This window comes from Paracoccus aminovorans, from assembly GCF_001546115.1.
GTDB lineage: Bacteria > Pseudomonadota > Alphaproteobacteria > Rhodobacterales > Rhodobacteraceae > Paracoccus > Paracoccus aminovorans_B.
This window is the reverse complement of record NZ_KQ955210.1, coordinates 137,149-156,820: the sequence shown is the minus strand read 5'-3', so window position 1 is coordinate 156,820 and position 19,672 is coordinate 137,149. Positions and strand designations below refer to the sequence as shown.

Annotated in this window: 24 protein-coding genes and 1 pseudogene; 5 read left to right on the top strand and 20 right to left on the bottom strand. The window is 67.0% G+C overall.

Annotated features, from left to right (window positions below; all coding sequences use genetic code 11):
- The first annotated feature begins 101 nt into the window (after nt 1-101).
- Complete coding sequence (locus tag ASV56_RS18550) at nt 102-326, top strand: hypothetical protein (RefSeq protein WP_062563487.1); 225 nt, start codon at nt 102-104, stop codon at nt 324-326.
- 90 nt (nt 327-416) lie between these two features.
- Nucleotides 417-989 carry a DUF3489 domain-containing protein gene (locus tag ASV56_RS18545; protein ID WP_062563486.1) on the top strand — a complete coding sequence of 191 codons (573 nt, stop codon included), beginning with the start codon at nt 417-419 and terminating at the stop codon, nt 987-989.
- 49 nt (nt 990-1,038) lie between these two features.
- Here the strand turns inward: ASV56_RS18545 and ASV56_RS18540 are convergent, their stop codons facing one another.
- The 20 genes and pseudogenes from ASV56_RS18540 to ASV56_RS18450 all read right to left on the bottom strand — a co-directional run bounded on the left by ASV56_RS18540 (nt 1,039) and on the right by ASV56_RS18450 (nt 17,003).
- Complete coding sequence (locus ASV56_RS18540; protein WP_062563485.1) at nt 1,039-1,236, bottom strand: hypothetical protein; 198 nt, start codon at nt 1,234-1,236, stop codon at nt 1,039-1,041.
- A 44-nt stretch (nt 1,237-1,280) separates the two neighbouring features.
- The gene (locus ASV56_RS18535; RefSeq protein WP_062563484.1) at nt 1,281-1,496 is read right to left on the bottom strand and encodes a DUF7220 family protein; all 216 of its coding nucleotides are present in this window, start codon (nt 1,494-1,496) and stop codon (nt 1,281-1,283) included.
- Nucleotides 1,493-1,891, bottom strand: coding sequence for a hypothetical protein (locus ASV56_RS24630; RefSeq protein ID WP_062563483.1), 399 nt, complete (start codon nt 1,889-1,891; stop codon nt 1,493-1,495). Before ASV56_RS24630 ends, ASV56_RS18535 begins: the two co-directional genes overlap by 4 nt.
- A 205-nt stretch (nt 1,892-2,096) precedes the next feature.
- Nucleotides 2,097-2,603 (bottom strand): annotated as a pseudogene (locus tag ASV56_RS24625) (DNA cytosine methyltransferase); the annotation flags it as partial.
- Nucleotide 2,604: 1 nt separating this feature from the next.
- On the bottom strand, nt 2,605-3,981 hold the full coding sequence (locus ASV56_RS18520) for a site-specific DNA-methyltransferase (RefSeq protein ID WP_062563481.1): 1,377 nt from the start codon (nt 3,979-3,981) through the stop codon (nt 2,605-2,607).
- A 417-nt stretch (nt 3,982-4,398) separates the two neighbouring features.
- Nucleotides 4,399-4,779, bottom strand: coding sequence for a DUF6362 family protein (locus ASV56_RS18515; RefSeq protein WP_062563480.1), 381 nt, complete (start codon nt 4,777-4,779; stop codon nt 4,399-4,401).
- Entirely contained in the window at nt 4,772-4,972 is a 201-nt protein-coding gene (locus tag ASV56_RS18510; protein ID WP_062563479.1) for a hypothetical protein, read from the bottom strand. Before ASV56_RS18510 ends, ASV56_RS18515 begins: the two co-directional genes overlap by 8 nt.
- On the bottom strand, nt 4,969-5,508 hold the full coding sequence (locus tag ASV56_RS18505) for a hypothetical protein (RefSeq protein ID WP_062563478.1): 540 nt from the start codon (nt 5,506-5,508) through the stop codon (nt 4,969-4,971). The genes ASV56_RS18510 and ASV56_RS18505 overlap by 4 nt, the downstream gene beginning before the upstream one ends.
- Before the next feature lie 340 nt (nt 5,509-5,848).
- A complete protein-coding gene (locus tag ASV56_RS18500) occupies nt 5,849-8,215 on the bottom strand; it encodes an AAA family ATPase (RefSeq protein ID WP_062563477.1) in 2,367 nt (788 codons plus the stop codon).
- On the bottom strand, nt 8,167-8,934 hold the full coding sequence (locus tag ASV56_RS18495) for a hypothetical protein (protein ID WP_062563476.1): 768 nt from the start codon (nt 8,932-8,934) through the stop codon (nt 8,167-8,169). The genes ASV56_RS18500 and ASV56_RS18495 overlap by 49 nt, the downstream gene beginning before the upstream one ends.
- Nucleotides 8,921-9,322, bottom strand: a complete 402-nt coding sequence (locus ASV56_RS23770) for a hypothetical protein (protein ID WP_156429245.1) — start codon at nt 9,320-9,322, stop codon at nt 8,921-8,923. Before ASV56_RS23770 ends, ASV56_RS18495 begins: the two co-directional genes overlap by 14 nt.
- The gene (locus ASV56_RS18490; RefSeq protein WP_062563779.1) at nt 9,319-9,525 is read right to left on the bottom strand and encodes a DUF6511 domain-containing protein; all 207 of its coding nucleotides are present in this window, start codon (nt 9,523-9,525) and stop codon (nt 9,319-9,321) included. Before ASV56_RS18490 ends, ASV56_RS23770 begins: the two co-directional genes overlap by 4 nt.
- 207 nt (nt 9,526-9,732) lie before the next feature.
- Nucleotides 9,733-11,421 carry a DEAD/DEAH box helicase gene (locus ASV56_RS18485; RefSeq protein ID WP_062563475.1) on the bottom strand — a complete coding sequence of 563 codons (1,689 nt, stop codon included), beginning with the start codon at nt 11,419-11,421 and terminating at the stop codon, nt 9,733-9,735.
- 14 nt (nt 11,422-11,435) lie between these two features.
- The gene (locus ASV56_RS18480; protein ID WP_062563474.1) at nt 11,436-12,059 is read right to left on the bottom strand and encodes a hypothetical protein; all 624 of its coding nucleotides are present in this window, start codon (nt 12,057-12,059) and stop codon (nt 11,436-11,438) included.
- Between the two features lie 101 nt (nt 12,060-12,160).
- Nucleotides 12,161-13,042 (bottom strand): ATP-binding protein, encoded by an 882-nt coding sequence (locus tag ASV56_RS18475; protein ID WP_062563473.1) that lies wholly within the window; start codon nt 13,040-13,042, stop codon nt 12,161-12,163.
- Entirely contained in the window at nt 13,042-13,338 is a 297-nt protein-coding gene (locus ASV56_RS18470; protein ID WP_156429244.1) for a hypothetical protein, read from the bottom strand. The genes ASV56_RS18475 and ASV56_RS18470 overlap by 1 nt, the downstream gene beginning before the upstream one ends.
- A gap of 38 nt (nt 13,339-13,376) precedes the next feature.
- On the bottom strand, nt 13,377-13,571 hold the full coding sequence (locus tag ASV56_RS18465) for a hypothetical protein (protein ID WP_018303655.1): 195 nt from the start codon (nt 13,569-13,571) through the stop codon (nt 13,377-13,379).
- Between the two features lie 84 nt (nt 13,572-13,655).
- A complete protein-coding gene (locus ASV56_RS18460) occupies nt 13,656-14,378 on the bottom strand; it encodes an RNA polymerase sigma factor (RefSeq protein ID WP_062563471.1) in 723 nt (240 codons plus the stop codon).
- Nucleotides 14,379-14,477: 99 nt separating this feature from the next.
- Nucleotides 14,478-14,723 carry a hypothetical protein gene (locus ASV56_RS18455; protein WP_062563470.1) on the bottom strand — a complete coding sequence of 82 codons (246 nt, stop codon included), beginning with the start codon at nt 14,721-14,723 and terminating at the stop codon, nt 14,478-14,480.
- Between the two features lie 84 nt (nt 14,724-14,807).
- Entirely contained in the window at nt 14,808-17,003 is a 2,196-nt protein-coding gene (locus tag ASV56_RS18450) for a hypothetical protein (protein WP_062563469.1), read from the bottom strand.
- 391 nt (nt 17,004-17,394) lie between these two features.
- On the opposite strand from ASV56_RS18450, the gene ASV56_RS18445 reads away from it, so the two are divergent.
- From ASV56_RS18445 to ASV56_RS18435, 3 genes are all read left to right on the top strand, one after another.
- Complete coding sequence (locus ASV56_RS18445) at nt 17,395-17,850, top strand: DUF2924 domain-containing protein (protein ID WP_062563468.1); 456 nt, start codon at nt 17,395-17,397, stop codon at nt 17,848-17,850.
- Nucleotides 17,847-19,172, top strand: coding sequence for a recombinase family protein (locus ASV56_RS18440; RefSeq protein ID WP_062563467.1), 1,326 nt, complete (start codon nt 17,847-17,849; stop codon nt 19,170-19,172). Before ASV56_RS18445 ends, ASV56_RS18440 begins: the two co-directional genes overlap by 4 nt.
- A gap of 83 nt (nt 19,173-19,255) precedes the next feature.
- On the top strand, nt 19,256-19,570 hold the full coding sequence (locus ASV56_RS18435) for a hypothetical protein (RefSeq protein WP_437435928.1): 315 nt from the start codon (nt 19,256-19,258) through the stop codon (nt 19,568-19,570).
- Nucleotides 19,571-19,672: the final 102 nt, after the last annotated feature.

Below are 19,672 nucleotides of genomic sequence, written 5' to 3'. Positions count from 1 at the left end.
TTATCATTCAGATTCATGCGCTTATCGCGTTGATAAGCGCGGCGGACAGAGCGAACGTCACTCCAACGAAGCGATGCAACTCGACCCAAGGAGCCACCACGATGACCCGCCGCGCGACCGACAACACGAAAGCCCTCGACGCCTTCATCGCCGCCAAGACCGAGATCGACGCGATGCTGGAACGCCTCGCCGCCCTCAGCGCCGACCACTTCGAGACCCACCCCGACGAGATCAACTGGGGCCACGTCGGCACCCTGAACCACTACCGCGCCAAGCTGCGCGAGATCACCGACATGGCCTTCCACGAAGGCGAACACGCCGAGTGAGACGACCCGCTCCCGGTCCCGCCCGCCGACTGGCGGGCTCGACCTCGTAGAAGGGCCCGCATTCCGCGCGCCCCGATACGGGAGACGACGATGACCAAGCTTTCCGACACTCAAGCAATCATTCTCAGTGCCGCCGCACAGCGCGAGGACCGCATCGCCCTGCCGCTGCCCGAGAGCCTGCGGGGTGGCGCCGCCGCCAAGGTGGTCGGCGCGATGCTCGCCAAGGGCCTGCTGCAGGAAGTCGATGCCGACCTGCGCAAGGGCGAGCCCATGTGGCGCGAAACCGGCGATGGCCACGGCACCACGCTCGTCGCCACCGACGCAGGCCTCGCCGCCATCGGGATAGAGCCCGAGGACGCGAACACCGCGCCTGCAGGCGCGACGGACGCGCCTTCCGAGGAGCCCTCGCCGAATACCCCGACCGAACCGGAGGCCGCGCCCAAGGCGCGCACGCCGCGCGAGGGGACGAAGCAGGCCACGCTGATCGCCATGCTGCGCGCGCCGAAGGGCGCGACCATCGAGGAGATCATGGCCGCGACCAGCTGGCAGTCGCACACCGTGCGCGGCGCGATGGCCGGGGCGCTGAAGAAGAAGCTCGGGCTCGAGGTGACCTCCGAGAAAGTCGAGGGGCGCGGGCGGGTCTATCGGCTTCCCGCCGCCTGACGCCGCGAGAAGATTGCTACCGCCGCCGCCCCGACCGGGCGGCGGTTTTTCATTGCCACGACAGCAGATCGCGGGCGGCGGCCTGCAGGATATCCTGCGCCATCCGCGGCTCGCAGGTGTAGATGCCACCCGGTTCCGGCTCGCCGACATGCTCCGCAAGCCAGTCCCGTCCCTCGTCCGAAATCGGACGCAGGACGACGATGGTCCCATGATCGTTGATCTCGATATGTTGCCAGCCTTCGGACATGCCTGAAGGCTACCAGCGCAGGAGCCGGACCGCCAGCCGCCGGATCAGGCTCGCCGCAGCCGTTCGAACAGCCGCCGCAGGACGTAGGACCGCGCGATGCTGACCACTGTGAAGACCGCGCCCATCTTCAGGTTCTGGGCCAGTGTCGTGTGCAGCCCGAAGACCGGGAAGATCAGGATCTGCGTGGCCACCGCGACGCCATAGCCGACGATCACGTTGGCGACGGATTCGACCAGCGACATGAGGCGCGACTGCTTCATGTCGCCCCCTCAATCATCGGCCAGCAATTCAGCTGCCAGAGTTCGCAGCGCATGCGCCGCAACCAGCGGCACCACTCCATTTCCACAGAGGCGAAGCCGGTCCACCCGGTGGGCCAGCCCATCAGTGCCTCGACGAACAGCGGGTTCAAGGTTCGGCGCACATCGCAGGTATCGTTCCCAGCCATCGGCGTCACCAGGACTTGGCGGCCAAGCAGGCCGTTGACCGGCGTGTTCGCGAGTGTCGTCGCTCCGTCCTTGTGATCGCGGGCCGTCGGCGTCATCCACATCCCCGCAGAATGGGTCAGGTCGGCCGAGCGGCGGTTGCCCGCGCTCGGCTTGCAGCCGTCGTTGGCCATCGGCGTCGGCCACATCGCAGCCGTCGTCGCAAGGTTCATCCCGTGCTGACCGGCTTCCTGCGAGGGCGTCGGCTTCGTCTGCCGGTTCTCGTTGGCGCTGGCCCGGGGCGTCGGCCAGAGCCGCAGCAGCTCCGTCCGGTTCCCGCCACTCGACCGGGTCCCAGAGCAGGCGCGCGGGGTCGGCCAACTTGTCCCCCTCTCGGACGGCGAGGATGAACAGCCGCTCGCGCTTGTGGGGCGCGCCGACTTCCGCCGCCGTGAAGAGGCCTGCCGCAAGGCGGTAGCCCATGACGACCAGTCCTGCGGCGACTTCGGGGAAGCCGAGGCGGAGATGATGGGCGACATTCTCGAGGAAGACGAAGGGCGGCCGGACCTCGTCGATGATGCGGGCGACATGGGGCCAGAGGTGGCGCGGGTCGTCGGTACTCCGGCGCTTGCCCGCGACGGAGAACGGCTGGCACGGATAGCCCGCAGTGACGATGTCCACCGCGCCGCGCCACGGGCGGCCATCGAAGGTGCCAATGTCGTCCCAGACAGGCGCGCGATCCAGGGACGCATCTTCCATCCGCGCCACGAGAGTGGCTGCGGCGAAGGTTTCCCGTTCGACATAGCCCACAGCACGATATCCGGGGATGGCGAGGACAAGCCCGAGATCGAGCCCGCCTGCGCCGGAGCAGAGGGAGAGGCCGAAGAGGCATGCGTCTCCGGCTCCGGAAGCGCGTCCGGAGGAAGGTAAAGCCAGGTCATGCATGTCACGCGGCGGTCTTGCGCTTTCGCGCGGGTTCGGGGGCGGCGTCCGTGTCCGTCGCATCGGCCCGTGCGTCGGCATCGTCGCCCAGCCGCTCGATTCTCACCTGCGCGAAGGTCCGACCGTCGCCGTCTAGGGTCGCGTCGCGGCCGGTCTCGGCCTGCCAGCGCTCCACGGCGACATCGACATAGGCCGGGCTGATTTCCATCGCGAAGACGCGGCGGCCGTTGGCCTCGCCCGCCATGATCTGCGAGCCCGAGCCCGAGAACGGCTCATAGCACAGCCCGCCGCGGGCGACGTGCTGGCGCATCGGGATGCCGAAGGCGTCGAGGGGTTTCGGCGTCGGGTGATCGGGGCGTTCGTCCTTGGCGAAGGACGGTAGCGCCCATGTCGAGGGCAGCGTTTCCTCGGCGACCTTCGGCGGGCGGTTCGGGCGGCGCCATCCCATGAAGCAAGGCTCGTGCTTCCAGAGGTAATGCGACCGCGTCAGGACACCGCGGTCCTTCACCCAGATGATCTGCTGGTGGACGAAAGCGCCGGCCTTTTCCCAGCAAGCCTCCAGCATCGCCTGGCGGCGCGAGGCGTGCCAGCAGTACCAGGCCGCGTCATCAGTGATCGCCTCGGCCACGGCCGCGGCGATGAAGCCGTCGTAGAGCTCCGCGCCCTGCGAACTGTCGTCCCACGTGGTGCCGTAAGACGCTGACCAGTCCTTGTTCCGGGTCGGATGGTTCGAGCCGTCGTAGTCCACCAGATACGGCGGGTCCGTCGCGAACAGAATTGCGCGCTCGCCATTCATCAGGCGGCGCACGTCGGCAGCGCTGGTGCTGTCGCCGCAAAGCAGCCGGTGGTCCCCGAGGATCCAGAGATCGCCGGGGCGCGACGCCGGATTGCGCGGCGGCTCTGGGATGGTCACCGGCGGCACGGAGCCCCCGGCGCCACCTTCTTCCCCGTCCCCCTCCGGCACGTAGGCCAGCAGCTTGTCGAGTTCGCCGTCGGAGAAGCCGACCAGCGACAGGTCGAAATCCTCGGCCAGCAGATCGTTCAGTTCCGCCGACAGCAGCGCCTCGTCCCAGGTCCCGAGTTCGGTCAGCTTGTTGTCCGCGATGCGATAAGCCCGCCGCTGCGCCTCGGTCAGATGCCCGAGCACGATCACCGGCGCCTCGGTCAACCCGAGCTGAGTGGCGGCGAGCACCCGGCCATGGCCCGCGATCAACTCGCCGTCCTCGCCGACGAGGCAGGGCACGGTCCAGCCGAACTCGGCCATGCTGGCGGCGATCTTCGCGACTTGGTCCGCGCCATGCGCCTTCGCATTGCGGGCGTAGGGCTGAAGGCGCGCAAGCGGCCAGGTCTCGATCCGCTCAGGGGCGAAGCTCAGCGTCATCGTCGGGTCATTCCTCGGATCAGGGTGGAAACCCCTGGCTTCCGGACTCCGGCGTCCAGACTGGACTCCACGCGGGGTCCAGCGGCCACCACGGGTGTCCAGCTTCAAGGGTTTGATTTTGCGGTGTTTCAGGCGGGTTTACTAGGCAGCGGCTTCCGGGTGGCTTCCCAAAAATCCGGCCCTGTCGCTGGCGATGTGCCGCGCTTCGCCCGCCAGCATACGAATATCGCCAGGAAGGAACCGGAAACTGCCGTGGGCTGGACCCCGGCCGGACCCTCGCTGGATACCGGGGTCCAAGTGGCCCCCGTCAACGCAAAGGGGAGAGCGAGCTTTCCAGCGCACTCTCCCCATCTTGCCTTCGGAATAGCACGATCATGTTGCAGATGTCGAAGGGAAAAGTGTTGCAACACATTGGAGTCACTGCGCATTCAGGCGCGCGGCGATCTTGGTCAGGGCCAGCTGCCAGCGCCGCCACGCTGTCGTGCGGTCGCAGCCGAGCTCGCCGCTGATCTGCTTCCACGGCACCCGGGCCGCGCGGGACCAGACCAGCTTGCGCTCCTCCACGCCGATCCAGAGTACCCAGTCCGAGGTCTGCTCCAGTCGAGTGATCGCGGCGGCCGAGGGCCAGACCCGCATCGGCTGCGGTTCCATCGCCGCGATCTCGCGGCTGGTCCGCACGATGTCGGGCCAGGTGTTGAAGTAGCCCTGCGCCTTCACCGGCGGAAGCTTGCGCAGGGTGCGGAACGCCTCCTCGAAATGATCGGCGACGCAGTCGGCGGTCCATTCGCGATCAGCCATGGCGCGCCTCCCTGTCGGAGGGACGCGGGCCGTAGAGCTTCTCACCGAGTTGGCGAACCAGTTCACGCTCCGGCCAAGTGAGGCGCTCGTCATCGGCGGAGACCGCGAGGACGCCCTGTTCTCGCCAGCCCTCACGCTTGACCTGCTCGGGATCCCGGCGTCGGCCGCCGTAGCCGTGGGGATGCCATCTCATGCGACACCTCCCTTCGTCTCGATCGCCCAGAGCAGGATGGCGATGGCGTCGGCCTCGTTGTCGTCGACCGGGCTGAAGCCGCGGGCGCGGACGGCCGCGACCATGGCGGCCTTGTCGGCGTTGCCCTTGCCTGCGGCGTGAAGCTTGATCGTTCCGACCGGAACGCCCTCGTAGGGCACGCCGCGCAGCTCGGCCCATGCCGTCAGCGTGGCCATGAGCCCGCCGTAGATGTGGCTGGCATCAGTGCCTGCGTGGCGGCGGACTTCCTCGAACGAGATCGCCGAGACAGGACCAGAGAGCCGGTCGATCTCGGTCAGCCAGTTGGTGAAGCGAAGGTAGCGCATGCCACCGCCGTCGAAGCGGCCGGGGCGCAGCGAGACGGTGCCGCTGGTGATCAGGCCGTCATGGCCGCGGATCGCCCAGCCGGTCGAGGTGCCGAGGTCGAGCGCGAGAATGCAGCGGTTGCGGGGGGCGTCGAGCGGCAGCGATTCAAACCTTGCGCCGTCGCAATTCGGGATCAGAGTCGGCTGAGCCATGATGGGTCTCCTTTGCCGGTGGCCTGTGGTGGTGGAAGACGACGGCGGTCTGGTGCTTGGCGGTACGGGGCCGCCGTCGTCGGATCGGGAAGCACAACAGACCGTCACGGCGGCGCGCGCGGCTGGCCCGGACGTATGGGAGGAGTGGCCAACCCTGTGGGGTGGCCCTCCCATACGTAGTATGGGGGTTTGACACCTAACTGTTCCGGGGAGGACAAGTGGCTAAAATCATTGCGGAATAAGACTTCATGAAGTCTTCGGGCATGAGTTAGGGAGCTAACTCTTATTTGCCCGTAACCCGTTGATTTCGTTGAGTGCACAGTTGGCGCTGTCATATGAGTCAGGCCTCACTCATATGAGTTAGGTCGTCCTCGACCCCCTCCGGGTAGACCCAGACGGCGGGGTTTTCGACCTGCAGGCAGAGCCCGGATTGGGGGCATTTGAAGTGGCTGGGAAGGACCGGACGGGCGGTTGTGGTGACCTCGCCGGTGTCCGGATCGATTTCCTCGACGGGCGCGCCTAACTGCATACCCTCGACGCAGAGGTAGCCGAACCGCGACCGGGTGACGGGGAAGCCGAACCCCGAGGGGTCGCGCAGGAACTTCACGAAGCCCTTGGTCGCCAGCACGCTGAGGCGCTCACGGATCGTGTGCTTGCTGCCCAGCCCGCCCCGGTTCTCGAAGGTCTCGGCGAACTGCATGGCGGTGTAGAGGCGCTCGCTCGCCGCCTCATCCAGCAGCATCCCGAGGATGACATCGTGCTTGCGCAGCCGCTCGGCATCGAGCTTGGCGCCGACCTCCCTGCGCACCAGGCGCTCGTTCATCGGGTTCAATTCGACCCATTCGCCCTTCACCTTGTCGATCAGCTTGCCCGGCAGCGCGGGGCCATTGCGCAGCTCGATCTCCAGCCTGCGGACGCTGCTGTCCTCGTCGGGCCGGTGCATGAGCAGCCCCGAGGTGTAGAAGCCGCGCAGCGCGCTGGCGCCGGAGAGCGCAAGGAAGGGATCGTCCTTGACCTGATGCTTGGTGGCCTTGCGGGTGTGGTGGGCGAGGATGACGCCCGCATCCGGATTGACCGCCTCGCGGAGAAGCTCGACCCGATCCTTCAGGAAAAACATCATGGCGGTGTTGTCGTTCTCGCCCCCGCCCTCGGGGCCGCCATCGAAGAGGTTGCGGATCGGGTCGATGACGATGATGTCGGGCGGCGCGTCGGGGAATGCGGCCCTGATCGCCTCGGCCACGCGGGCGATGCCCTCCGCGTCGAGCAGCAGCTTCAGTTTCGGGGTGGCGATGAAGGTGTCGCGCGCGGCGGCGATCACGGCGGCGGGCAGCGCGATCTGCTGCATGCGTTCGCGCAGGTAGTGATACTGGATCTCGGCCTGCAGGTAGAAAACGCGCAGGGGCCGGGGTGGCGTGAAGCCGAGGAACGGCACGCCCGCCGCCATGTGCACGAGCCAGCAGATCAGGAAGTCGCTCTTGCCGACCTTGGGCGCGCCGCCCAGCACGAGGAGCCCGCCAGGTGTCAGCACGCGCGGGCCGATGATGTCCTCGGGCATCGGACTGGTGTCGTCGAGGAGAGCGCCGAGGCTGAAGGTCGGCAGCGGGCTGGCCGGGGCGTCGGCGTGGGCCGCGCGCAGGAGCGGCGGACCGTTGCGCTTCACATGCAGCGCCCAGAGGCGTTCGGACTCGGCCTGCAGCCGATCGAGCGGCCAGGATGGGCGCAGCATGGCGGCGTTGTAGCCGCAGATCGCCTCCCAGCCCGCGAAGGGATCGAGGCGGCCCTCGTGGACGAGGCGCACATAATGGCCAATGGCGGCGCTGGCCCCCTGGAACCGGGACCAGTCGTCGACCGCGCCCTCGCGCACCGGCGTGGTGAGCACCGCGTCGATGCCGGGCTTCGATGCTGGTGTGGCAACGTCGCTGGCGAAGCCCACACCGGGCAGCGGCGGCATCTCGGCGACCTTTTCGGCGAAATCCGCAAGATCCACCTCGACGTCGCGATGTTCGCGGATCTGCACGAGGCGCTGGTGGCCGTGCTTGTGATAGACCGTGCCCGGCACCCGGATCGGCTGGTGCGCAGAGCGGAAATGCGTGTCGCCGCCGACCTTCACGGCAATCTCGCCGCGCAGGCGGCAGAGGGTGGCCAGGTCATCGCCCTCGGCAGGCTCGGTGAGTTGCCACCAGACATGGAGCTTCGCGGCGCCCTCGGGCGTGCGCCCGCCGCTTTCGATGATGAGCGTGGGCGCGCCGAGGTGGCGGGTGACATGGTCCAGCTTGGCCGGGATGTCGCCCGCGTCCAGATCGACGACGATGGCCTGCATCTGCAGCACATCGGCGGCGCGGGCTTGGCCCTGCTCCTCGACCGTGCCGGGGATGACATAGACCGCCGCCCCCTCGCGGTTCGCCCATCCGGCGAAGGTTGCGAGTTTCTCGGGCGCAGTGTCGTCGGCCGGGATCCAGATGTTGTGCGGCTTGCCGTCCCGGCCCTGACCCTTGTCGACGAAGCCGCGGAGCGGGATCAGCCCCTCGCACCAGCTGAAGACCGTGTCGAGGAACACGGCGATCTGCTCTGGGTCGGGGTCGCAGCCGAACGGGTTCTCGGAGGGTGGCCCGTCGTTGAAGTCCGTCCAGGGGTTGAAGTGCAGGATACCGTCGTCGCTCATGCCGGAAGCCCCCAGCAGCGCTCGGACCACGGGCAGAAGCGGCATTCGAAGAAGTCGGGCGTGGTCGCTACGCGTGGCAGAAGCTCGCCCGCATCGGTCGCCTGCAGGATCCGCACGCCCCGGTCGGACATGCGCTGCGCGAGATCGGCGTCGAAGGGCACCAGCTCATGGTGAAGCTCGGCGGTGTCCTTGTTAATCGCGGTGAACACGGCGGGCGCGGCGCTGATACCTGGCACGCTGGTTTCCATGTAGGCCTGATAGACCGCGATCTGGGCGGCATAGACCGGCTTCGACTTGGTCACGCCGTCCTTGACGCAGGCGCGCCAGTTCTTGGCGTTCATCGTCTTGCATTCCCACAGTGCGGGAACGGCCAGACCGAAGCCTTCGGGCCCCGCAGCGATGATGCCGTCGACATGACCGCGGATGCGCCCGCCCGCGACCGAGAAGCCGAACTGGCCGCCATCGGGACGGTTGCCCTTCCGGGTGTAGAGGTCAAAGCCCGCGCCGCGCAGCCAGGCGACCGCCAGATCCTCGAGCGCATGGCCGATGGCGAAAATGCGCAGCGACTGGCCGCTGAAGTCCTGGCCCTCGTCCTTCGGCGTCGCCGTGAACTCGAACTGCAGGGCGCGCTCGCAGGCATGGCCGAGGCGGGATCCGCCGAGATAGTCGCGGAGTGGCCGTGTGGACTGATCGGCAGTCAGCGTCCGATCGACGGCGGCGTTGACTCGCTCGGCGAAGCTGGGGCGTCGGTTATAGTCCAGCATGTTCGCCTCCGTCATAGCTGCGGTGGGCGAGCCCGTGGCAGGTCGAGCAGAGCCATTCGACCGCGAGCGGCTCGGAATAATCGTGATGATGCGCTTCGAGATCGGTCACGCAGCCACAGCGCTGACACCAGACCGGGACGATGATCCGGCACGCCTTGACGGCGCTCCTGACGACGCTGTGCGCTCGGTTCTTCTCGGCGTGGCGCAGCCGATAGCGGCGCTGCGCCTCCCGATGCCTCTCGGGATTGCGGAAGTTCTGCGCATAGGCACGCTGGTACTCGCGGCGACAATCCCGGCACCAGGACTGTCGCCCGTCGGGGCTGAGCCGTCGGCGGCCGAACTCGCAGACGTCCTTTTCGACGCCGCACTTCGTGCAGAGCTTGGTCAAAACGGCACCTCCGGCGTCTGCGCACGGGCGATGTCGGACATGGCCTCGCGGAAGCCCTCGACGGCTTCCTCGATCAGCGCGCGCACCTGCGCCTCGGTCAGTTCGCCGAGCGGCGTGGCCCAGCCGATCTCGTCCATCAGCAGCGCCACGCGCTTCATGGTGGCGGTGATCGCGGCGCGCTCTTCCTCGGTCAGGTCAACCATGGCGAAACGCTCCCGCGCCAAGCGCGTCCAGAAGGACTGGCAGGGCATCGAGCAGAACCAGACCGATGGCCGGGGCCGCCTCATTCGGTGCGGATCGAACCAGCCAAAGCCACGGGTGGGTTGCCGGCAGACAGCACAGAGTGTTCCACGCGGATGCCAGAGCCGCCGCCGGTCCTCGGCCTTGATGGATGTGAAGGCGGTCATGGATCATGCCGCCCTCCGTTCGGGCCCGGCGGCCGTGTCGATCAGCTGCCGGATGGCGCGCTTGTTGAAGCCGAAGGTCATCAGCGCGGAGGCGCGGTAGCGCGTCAGGCCGAAGTCATGGCGGAACTCGGGCGGCAGGTACTGCAGCTGCTTTTCGGTCGGCGGCTGTCGCAGCCAGGAGCGGGTCTTGAAGGCGCTCTCGTCGGTCTCATGGGTGTTCAGCCAGTCGTCGGCCTGCGCGAGGCAGACGGTGCGCTCGCCGACGCCGAGCAGATGCGGGCGTTCGCCTTTGGCCCCGCCGATTGCGTACCAGACCCCGTCCAGCCAGAAGATGCCGCCCCAGGCCGCGAAGCCCGTGGCCATCAGCGCGTCGTCCGTGCCGTAGAGGTCGACCCACGCGAAGCTGGACCGCTTCAGCAGGTCGATCTCGGTCATCATGAAGCCCGACAGCGGCGCGGCACCGCCGCCTTCACCGGCCTCTTCGTCCTCCCGCGGGAAAACCTCGCCGCAGAGCGGGCATTCGGTGGCGGCCAGCGGGATCTCCGCCTCGCAGGCCGGACAGGTCTTGGTGGGTGCCTCGCCGGTCTCCGTCTTGCCGTCGAGATCGACATCCTGCTCCAATGTGCCGTGGATGAGGCTCGAGGTGCCGAAGTCGAGGACAATGCAGTCGGTCTTGACCATGCCGGGGTGTTCCTCGGGGTCGACGGTGCGCAGCCCGCGCCCGACCATCTGGATCATCGTGGACTTGTAGGAGCTGGGCCGCAGCAGCACGACGCAGGACGTGGGCGGGTGATCCCAGCCCTCGGTCAGCACCGCGACGTTGACGACGACGCGGATAATGCCCGCCGCGTAGTCGGCGAGGATCGCCTTGCGGGTCTCGGCCGCGAGATCGCCGTGGATCAGCGCTGCGGAAACGCCCGCTGCCCTGAACGCTTCGGTGACATGTTCGGCATGGGCGACTGTGGAGCAGAACACCACGGTCTGCCGGTCGCACGCCTTCTCCTTCCAGTGGCGGATCACCTCGTCGGTGACGGGGGCGCGGTCCATGATGCCCGCCACCTCCGCCATGTCGAAATCCGACATGGTCTTGCGGACAGAACGCAGCTCGTCCTGCACGCCGACGTCGATGACGAAGGTGCGCGGCGGCACCAGGTGGCCCGAGGCGATCAACTCGCCCAGCCGAACCTGATCGGCCACGTTGTCGAAGACCTCGCGCAGGCCCTTCCTGTCGCCCCGGTTCGGCGTCGCCGTGACCCCGAAGATGCGGGCGTCGGGATTGGCCTCGCGCACCCGGTCGATGATGCGGCGGTAGCTGTCGGCGACGGCATGGTGCGCCTCGTCGACAACCAGCAGGTCGATGCGCGGCATGTCGGCCAGATTCGAGGCCCGCGCCAACGTCGGCACCATGGCGAAGGCGACCTGACCGTTCCAGGACTTCTCGGTGGCGTCAATGACCGATGTGGCGACGCCCGGCACCACGCGCTGGAACTTGGCGCGGTTCTGCGCCGTCAGCTCGTCGCGATGGGCCAGCACGCAGGCCTTGGCACCGTCGGCAATCATCTCGCCGGTGACCGCCGAGAGCATGATGGTCTTGCCCGCACCGGTGGGCGCCACGCCCAGCGTGTTGCCGCGGGAAGCGAGCGCAGCCACGCTGCGCTCGACGAAGGTCTTCTGGCGGGGGCGCAGGCGCATGGCCGGTCTCCCCCTTACTGCGCCCAGCTCGGCCGACCGGCGGCGCCGGGGGCGGACGCGGGCTGGCTGGGCTGGGTGGCCGTGGTGGGCTGCTGCGGGGCATGGCCCTGCGCCGGGGCGGCGGCGAACTGCGGCGCGATCGTGCCCATCAGCGCGGCGTAGTCGCGATGGTCGGGGGTGACCGCGGCGCGGATCTCGTTCTTGTCCTCGCCGTTGGTGTCGGTGCCGATGTCGATGCGGGCGACGAACTCGGCGCCGTCGAGATCGCCGAAGCCGTTGATGCGGCGGCGCGCCTGCGCCTCGGGCGAGTTGTCCTTGTCCGACACGCCGCGCGCCGAGTTGAGGATGCCGCGGATCAGGCCGCGCCCCATGTTGGCCCAGTCCGGGCCCTTCGGGCTGTAGAGGCCGATCAGCGACCAGACCTTGCGCCGGGCATAGGGCCCCTCGAGCACCGTGTATTCGGCGTCGAGATAGACGGCGCCGGTGGTGGCGCGGCGCGCCCAGCCGCCGGTCCAGCCCTGCGAGGGGTCGTCGAAGCCGCCCGGGCGGAGCGTCAGGCGCACCTTGGCGAGCGTGCCCTTCGGGATGACGTTGGTGTTGGATTGCGCGGAGTTGAAGTCGTTCCAGGGTCCGGACATTGCGCGGCTCCTTTCAGTTGGAGGATGGGACGCGCAGTGGCGTCAGAGGGGAAAAGCCACCCCGGCGACCGGATCGGGACACCGGGCATGGTGAGAGGCGCTCAACCATGGCCGGGCTCCGGCGCGGGCGCGGGCGCGGGATCGGCCGGGGTCACCGGCGGCCAGGTGAGACGCTCGGAGGCTGGCACCGCAGGGCGCTGGATCTTCTCCATCAGCCGGCCGAGATGCGGGGCCTCGACCCTGTCGAGGCGGCCCGAACGGTCCTTGGCCGGAAAGCCCCAGGGGTTCAGCGTCTGGCAAACGAAGGCGCGCTGCGGCTGGCCACCCGGGTCCGGGATGTCGGCCATGGTGATGACCTGATCGACGATCCCGGGCAGCTCGAGTCCGGTCTTCGAGCCGTCGATCTGCGGCTGGAACACCTTGCGATTGAAGTCGTCGAGCCGCTCGTCGAGGATGCCGACGAACCAGACATGCTTTCCGCGCGTGTGCTGCAGGTGGGTCAACCAGCCGATCATCTCGCGGCCATGCAGCCCGTAGGCGCCGCGGATGTCGGGCTTCCCGGTTTTCTCGGAGAACGCCTCGGGCTGGCCGCGGCACCACTGGAAGCAGAGCCGCCCGGCCACGGTGATCGAGTCGATGAAGACGGTCTCGTACTTCCCGATCACCGCCGGATCGCCGTAGCGGCCGCAGACCTCGTCGAAATGCGCCTGGCTGTAGGGCTGGTCCTCGCGCAGCGCCGGGTTCGGCCCGCCGATAAACACCGCGAAGTCGCGGCATTCCTTCCAGGTGCGCGGCCGGAGCGTGTCGATCTCCAGCCCCTCGACCGCCAGATCCCCGGCCTCGAGGTCGAGGAAGAGCGTGGTCGAGGCGTTAAGCGTCCAAAGCAGGCTGGTCTTGCCGATCCCGGACCGGCCGAAGATGACGCCCTTGATGCCCTTGCGTTGCGCGAGCCGTTCGTCGGCGCCGATGATGGGAAGGGCCATCACTGGCCCTCCTTTTTCATTACTGCAGCGGCGGCGCGATCTGCGCCGATGCACCCTGCCTCGCGGGCGAGCTTGTAGAGCCGCTTCAGCGCGTCTGCGCGGCGGTAGGCGACTGTGCTCTCGCGCTCCGCTTCCACGATCGCGAAGGCGATCTCGTCGACGGTCGCCTCGACGACCGGCAGCGGCTCGCGCGGCTCGTCACCGGGGCGCTGTGGGAAGGCGATGGTTTCGGGGAGGTCTTCAAGGGCGTAGTTCGCCGCGCGAAGACGGGTGATGTCGTCCGGCTGATCCGGCATGGCGGTTCTCCGTGGGATGAGGTGATCGAGGAGGCGCATCACGCGGCCTCGCGGACGTCGGGCGCGGGCTCGGCGACGTAGATCGCCAGCAGCGGCGTCCCGTCGGCATGGGCGCCAGCGTCCTCGATCTGATAGTTGCGGTTTGGCTCGCAGACCTCGGTCAGCTCCCAGCGGCGATAGAGCCCCGGAAGACGCCTGAAATCCTCGAGCGACAGATCGGCAGTGCGGTTCATGCGTGTCTGCTTTCGGTTGGAGGGAAGGCGCTCGGGGCGCTCGAATGGAAAAAGCCACCGGCGGGACCGGATCGGGACATCGGCTCAGGGGATTTCTTCGAGGGCGTCGTGCAACCGGCGCATGGCGCGCTGGTACCGCTTGCGGGCGGCAGCCTCGGTCAGGCCCAGTTCGACGGCGACCTCGGCTTGCGAGAAACCCTCGATCGCCACGCGGATCACCAGCAGCGCGTCGTCGCCGAGCAGCTTCCGAACGGCGTCGCTCAGCCGCGCGTACCCGGCGGCGCCGATCCCGCTGTCGCCGCTGTGCGCCACCTCGTCGGGGTCTGCTCCGCTGGTGAGATGTTCGCGTGCCTGGTCGCGCTGGCGCACTCGGATCATGTCGCGCTCGACATTCCGGAGGACCGTGGCCGCGATCCAGTTGACGCGACCGAGGTCGAGGCTGCGGACAGCCTCGGTGGTGCGCGCCAGAACATCGGACGCGACCTCGTCGGCGGTGCCGATCCTGCGCCAGAGCGACCGGCGCCGGATGGCGTCGAGGCCGGGCCAGAGTGCCAGCAACAGCAGCGTCAGGGCGCAGTTGGACGCGGGCCCGTCGCTCTGCGCTGCCCTGACGAGAGCGACGAGGATCAGGTTCTTCTGGCCCTGATCGCCGGTCTTGCGATGCAGCCCGTCCAGCAGCGCCGCCGGATCCCGGAACGGAGCGAGGGCGGCCTGCGCGCGCCTGACGGCGTCGAAACTGCGCTGGAAGTGAAGGTTGGAGGATGAATGCATGAGGTGATCACGGATCTCGTGCCACGCAAAGGACATCGGACGCCTGCCTTGCGGCCAGGCGTCCGGCGCCTTCTCGTGGCCAGGTCAGGACGTCGCGCGTCTCTGCGATTTCAGGGGGTTGGGTGAATGCGCGCGTCAGCGCGCGGGTGCGGTCGCGTTGTTCAGCGAGCCGCAGCCGCGGCAGGTGGCCTGCACCGGGAAGCCCACGAGATACTCGTGCCCCCGCGCGAAGCGCAGGTGCATGCGGCCGTCCCGGCAGACGCCGAGCAGCTTGTCGCAGCGCGTGCAGCGCCATTCCGAGTTGTGAGTGGAGTGCTTGGTTGTCGCGGCGCCGGACCAGCTCGTCTGGGCTGCCTGGCGCGAGGGGAAGGGAGTCGGCATGGAAGTGCTCCTCTGATGTGGAGCCCTTCCAATAATCAGCGGTTTGTTAGACCGTCCCGCCCGAAACCCTAGATGAACTCTAGATCACGCGGTGTCGGTCGCCTCGCCGAGACGCCAATAGCGATTGCTCGAGCCGTGCCGGATGTAAGTCGGATGCGCCTTCGCCCATGCGCCGGAAGAGAACAGCTGTCTGGGATTGTCGGACCCCATCCCGTCCATCAGGACCTTGGTCAGCCGCTGGCCTGTGCCATCGGTCGCCGCTTCAACAAGGCTTTCGAAGAGTTGGATCTGGCCCACGCCGTCGAGCGTGAGCGGCTCGAGACCAGGGATGATGAGCGTCGCAGAGCGAGGCGTGTGTCGCACAACCTGAGCGACTTGCGCAGAGGTCGCCAGCGTTCGGTTTGCCTCGAAGCGCCGGGCCATTTCCTCTCGGTCCAGATCGCCGAGGCTTCCGTCGTTCAGCAGCAGGTCGCGCAGCGCGATAACGACGTTCGGCCCGAGGAATTGCGGCGGCTCATCGGAAACGGCGAGTACGAGACCGGGGCCCGCTGTATGCCGCGACCGAAGCGCAGTCTCCACACTCTCGCGGGCTTTCAGATCGGCAAGGCGGCGCGCCAGGTAAAGTGGGACCTTTCGCTCACCTAGTGCCATCGGCCCAAGCGAGACGAGGAACTCGTTGATGGTTTCGATGTTCCTGATGCCGAGAGAGCCAGCTATCGCCTTGAGGATGGTTTCGGCGAGCCATGCTCGATCGATCCCGTACTCGATCGCATTGGTGTCGAGACGCAATCCATCCGCCTCTCCAAAGGAACCGGCTTGTCGAACCGTCCCTGGCTCCGGACCCGTTTGCTGCTCAACTTCGACAACCTCATCGTCATCCTCGGCGAGCCCAATCACCTGCCGCCCTTTGCGGGCAATCAATCTCGCACTGACCAGGCGCGCTGGATCGACGCCCGCGGAGTTGAAGAACGCACCTGCAACAGTGTCGCCGGGCAGGTCGTACAGCGACAGAAGAAAGCCGAACCACTGCGCCCGTTCCTGATCGGTGAGTGTCCGCAGGTTCTGCGTAAGACCCCAGTGTTCGAGCAGTCGGAACCCGAGGTCCCGAAGGAACGGATCGCGCATGCTCTGCACGTCCGAACTGCTGCCATCCGAGATCGAGACCCGGAAGGTTCCCTCCTTTCCGTCCGATCGACGGGTGTAACCAATTGCGATGGCGATTTTTGTGAAGCCGAAACTCCGGATCAGGTTGGCTGAATTGGAGACGTATTTCCGGACAACGTCCTCCATCTTGTCCTTTATGGTCACCTTGATGTTCAGTCTTCGGCCCCACGAGCCGAGGCGGACCTCGGCCTCGACTACCGCCGCCATCGTGATCTCGACGTCCTCGAGATCCGGACAATCCAGATCGAAGGAAGACCTGAAGCGTTCGAGGTTGAATTCCCGGCGGGTCAACGGCTTGGCCGACGGCGGGCGCCCTAGAACGACCTCCGCGAAGACCTTAGAGGTCTTTTCGCGAACGTCGCTGCTGGCAGACGCGACCTCGATTTTCTTCAGCTGGGGTGTGTAGATCAGGACAGCCTCATGCGAGGGCCTGTAGTAATGGACGGTCCAGCCCCCTTCCTCGCGATGATTGTCGATGCTCGACAGGGGCCCGGGATGGCGCAGGGCGACCATGAAGGACGGCGGGTAGTTGGCGGTCTCGGGCAATTCGAGGACGGACGCGGTGACCTTGCCCTTCAGTCCCAGAGCTTCCTGAACAGCGTCACAGAGCTTCTCGTCAGGAATTCCGTCTGTGTCGGCAACAGAAGCGTGGTCGAAGTCCACTTCGCAGCATGTGTAGTACGTCCGCCGTTCTCGATAGCGCCGCGCGGCATAGAAGCTCTGGGCGTCGTGGAAGTGCATCGGGAAGACCGTGCGCATCCAGATGCTCTTGCACAGCAGGTCAGGCTGGGACTCATACTGGTCGTAGTCGACATTCTGCAGCCGTTGGCCCGCAACCGTTTCGAGTGAGGTCGCTCCCTTGTCCTGGCCCATGTCGAGCAGAGCGCCAGCGATGCCCTCAAGTAGCCCGATGATTTCCTTGTCCTCCGAACGCAGGTACGCACTCAGCGCTGCCTTGCCCTGATCATCGGTCGTGCCCTCAGTGATTTCCGGCGGAGCGAGAAGAGTGTCGTCGGGCCGTTTGAAGCTGGCGAGAAACTGCCGGACCAGCGCAGCGGGGGCGCCCTGAAGGATACTCCCGAGGTTCGGTCCGAATTCGCTCTTCCTCCGCGCCATGAACTCACCTCAATGAACAACTGCTCTCGATTAATTCAACCCACGATAATCATGGACATATCCGTGATCGGCAAGCCCTGATGTTCTCTCCCTGTTCGCATTTCTGCATTCCGTTCTTCTGAGATGTCCTGTCCCGGGCGGCTGGGTGGCTTTTGATCGGTAACGACACCACCGAGCATAGCCACCGAGACATGAAACGCCCGAACCCGCTCCCTCCCGACCACATGACGCCCGCCGAGCGCCGCGCCGAGCTCTGCGGCCTGTTGGCGCTCGGGCTTGTTCGGTTGCGCATGCGGGAGAAGGGCGAAGTATCTGACGATACTGGAGAAAGTTACCTACACTATCCGCCCGACCAATGCCGTCATGCAACTCCAACTCACCGGAGAACTGCATGACGACCCACGATCCCATCCCCGCGCGCCTGGCCGCGCTGAAGACCGCCACGACGCAGGAGCTGAAGAAGCAGTGGCGCGAGTTGTTCGACAGCGAGCCGCCGCCGTTCAACCGCCGCTATCTCGAAAGCCGCATCGCCTATCGCATCCAGGAACTGGCCTATGGCGGGCTGAAGCCCGAGACAATCCGGCGGCTGGAACGGCTAGGCGAGGAACTGGACGGCGGGGACAAGAGGAAGCGCGGCATCCGCGCCGATCGCGACCGCCCGATCACCGGCACACGGCTGCTGCGCGAGTGGCAGGGCGTCGAACAGATCGTCACCGTCACCGCCGACGGCTTCGAATGGCAAGGGCGGCCCTTCAAGTCGCTGTCCGCCATCGCGCGTGCCATCACCGGCACGCGCTGGAACGGCTGGGTGTTCTTCGGCCTCAAGAACCACAGGGGGCGGACATGACGAAGCCGCCTGAAAAATCGAAGGTCGTCCGCAAGCTGCGGTGTGCTGTCTACACTCGGAAATCCTCCGAGGAAGGGCTGGAGCAGGAGTTCAACTCGCTCCACGCCCAGCGCGAGGCATGCGAAGCCTACATCGCCAGCCAGCGGTCGGAAGGCTGGGTGCTGGTCCGCGATCAGTATGACGACGGCGGCATCTCGGGCGGGACGCTGGAACGGCCCGGCCTCAAGCGACTTCTGGAAGACATCGAGGACGGGCTGGTCGATGTCGTCGTGGTCTACAAGATCGACCGCCTGAGCCGCTCGCTGGCCGACTTCGCCAAGCTGGTCGAGGTGTTCGACCGGAACGGCGTGACTTTCGTCTCCGTCACCCAGTCGTTCAACACGACCACGTCCATGGGTCGGCTGACGCTGAACATCCTGCTGTCCTTCGCCCAGTTCGAGCGCGAGGTGACGGCCGAGCGCATCCGCGACAAGGTCGCCGCCAGCCGGAAAAAGGGCATGTGGATGGGTGGGGTGCCGCCCTATGGATACCGCGTCGAGAACCGAAAGCTGGTCATCGACGAAGAAGCCGTCGCGCATGTGCGCTGGATCTTCGCGCGCTTCCTCGAGATCGGGTCCTGCACGGAGCTGGCGCGAGAGGTCGGCGCGCGCGGCATCCGGACGCCGCGCGGCAATCGGATCGACAAGAAATACATCTACCGGATGCTGAGCAACCGCGCCTACATCGGCGAGGCGGTCCACAAGGGCGAGAGCTATCCCGGCGAGCACGACGCCATCGTCGACCGCGAGATGTGGGACCGCGTCCACGCCATCCTGCAGGAGAGCCCACGCAAGCGCGCCGCCCGCACCCGCTCCGACACGCCCGCGCTGCTGAAGGGGCTGCTGTTCGGCCCAGATGGCGCGGCGTTCTCGCCGACCCACACCCGAAAGGGCGGCAAGCTCTACCGCTACTATGTCAGCCAGACGGTACTGAAGCATGGTGCCGGATCGTGTCCCGTCGGCCGCGTGCCCGCGGGCGAGATCGAGGCCGCCGTCATCGACCAGCTGCGCGCCGTCTTCCGCCAGCCCGAGATCGTGGCGGGCACGTGGAAGGCCGCCTGCGCCCATGCCACCGCCATTACTGAGGCCGAGGCTCGCGTGGCCTTGCAGCAGATCGACCCGCTGTGGGAGGAACTCTTCCCCGCCGAGCAGGCGCGCATCGTGGCGCTGATGGTTGAGCGCGTGGACATCGGCTCTGACGGGCTCAACGTCCGCCTGCGCGTCGACGGGCTCGGCGGCCTCGCCCGCGTGATGCTGGCCGGTGGCATCGAGGCGGCAGCATGACCCGCGGTGCTCCGATCCCGGAGACGGTTACTCTCCACGTCCCATTCAGGATCGTGAAGCGTGGCGGGCGGAAGGAGATGCAGATGCCCGAGGGCGCCACGCAACCGCGGCGGACGGACAACACGGTGGTTAAGGCGTTGGCCCGCGCGTTCCGCTGGAAGCGGATGCTGGAGTCGGGCGAGTTCGCGTCGATTTCCGAGCTGGCTGAGAAGGAAGGGATCGCCTTCACTTACATGGCCCGGGTCCTGCGCCTGACCCTGCTGGCGCCAGACATCGTTGAGGCGATTCTGGACGGAAGGCAGCGGCCGGAGGTGACACTGGCGCGGGTGCTGGAGCCGTTCCCGGTGGAGTGGATGAGCCAAGGCGCGGCAATCGAGCTCGACCGCAATCATTCGTAGCCGCCACAGCGTTCTCGCAACGTAAGCCACTGGCACTCCATGGCAGTTGGCGCTGGAAGGCGGCCCCCTCGATCGCTACTCTGGCCCGGAAAATCACAATCA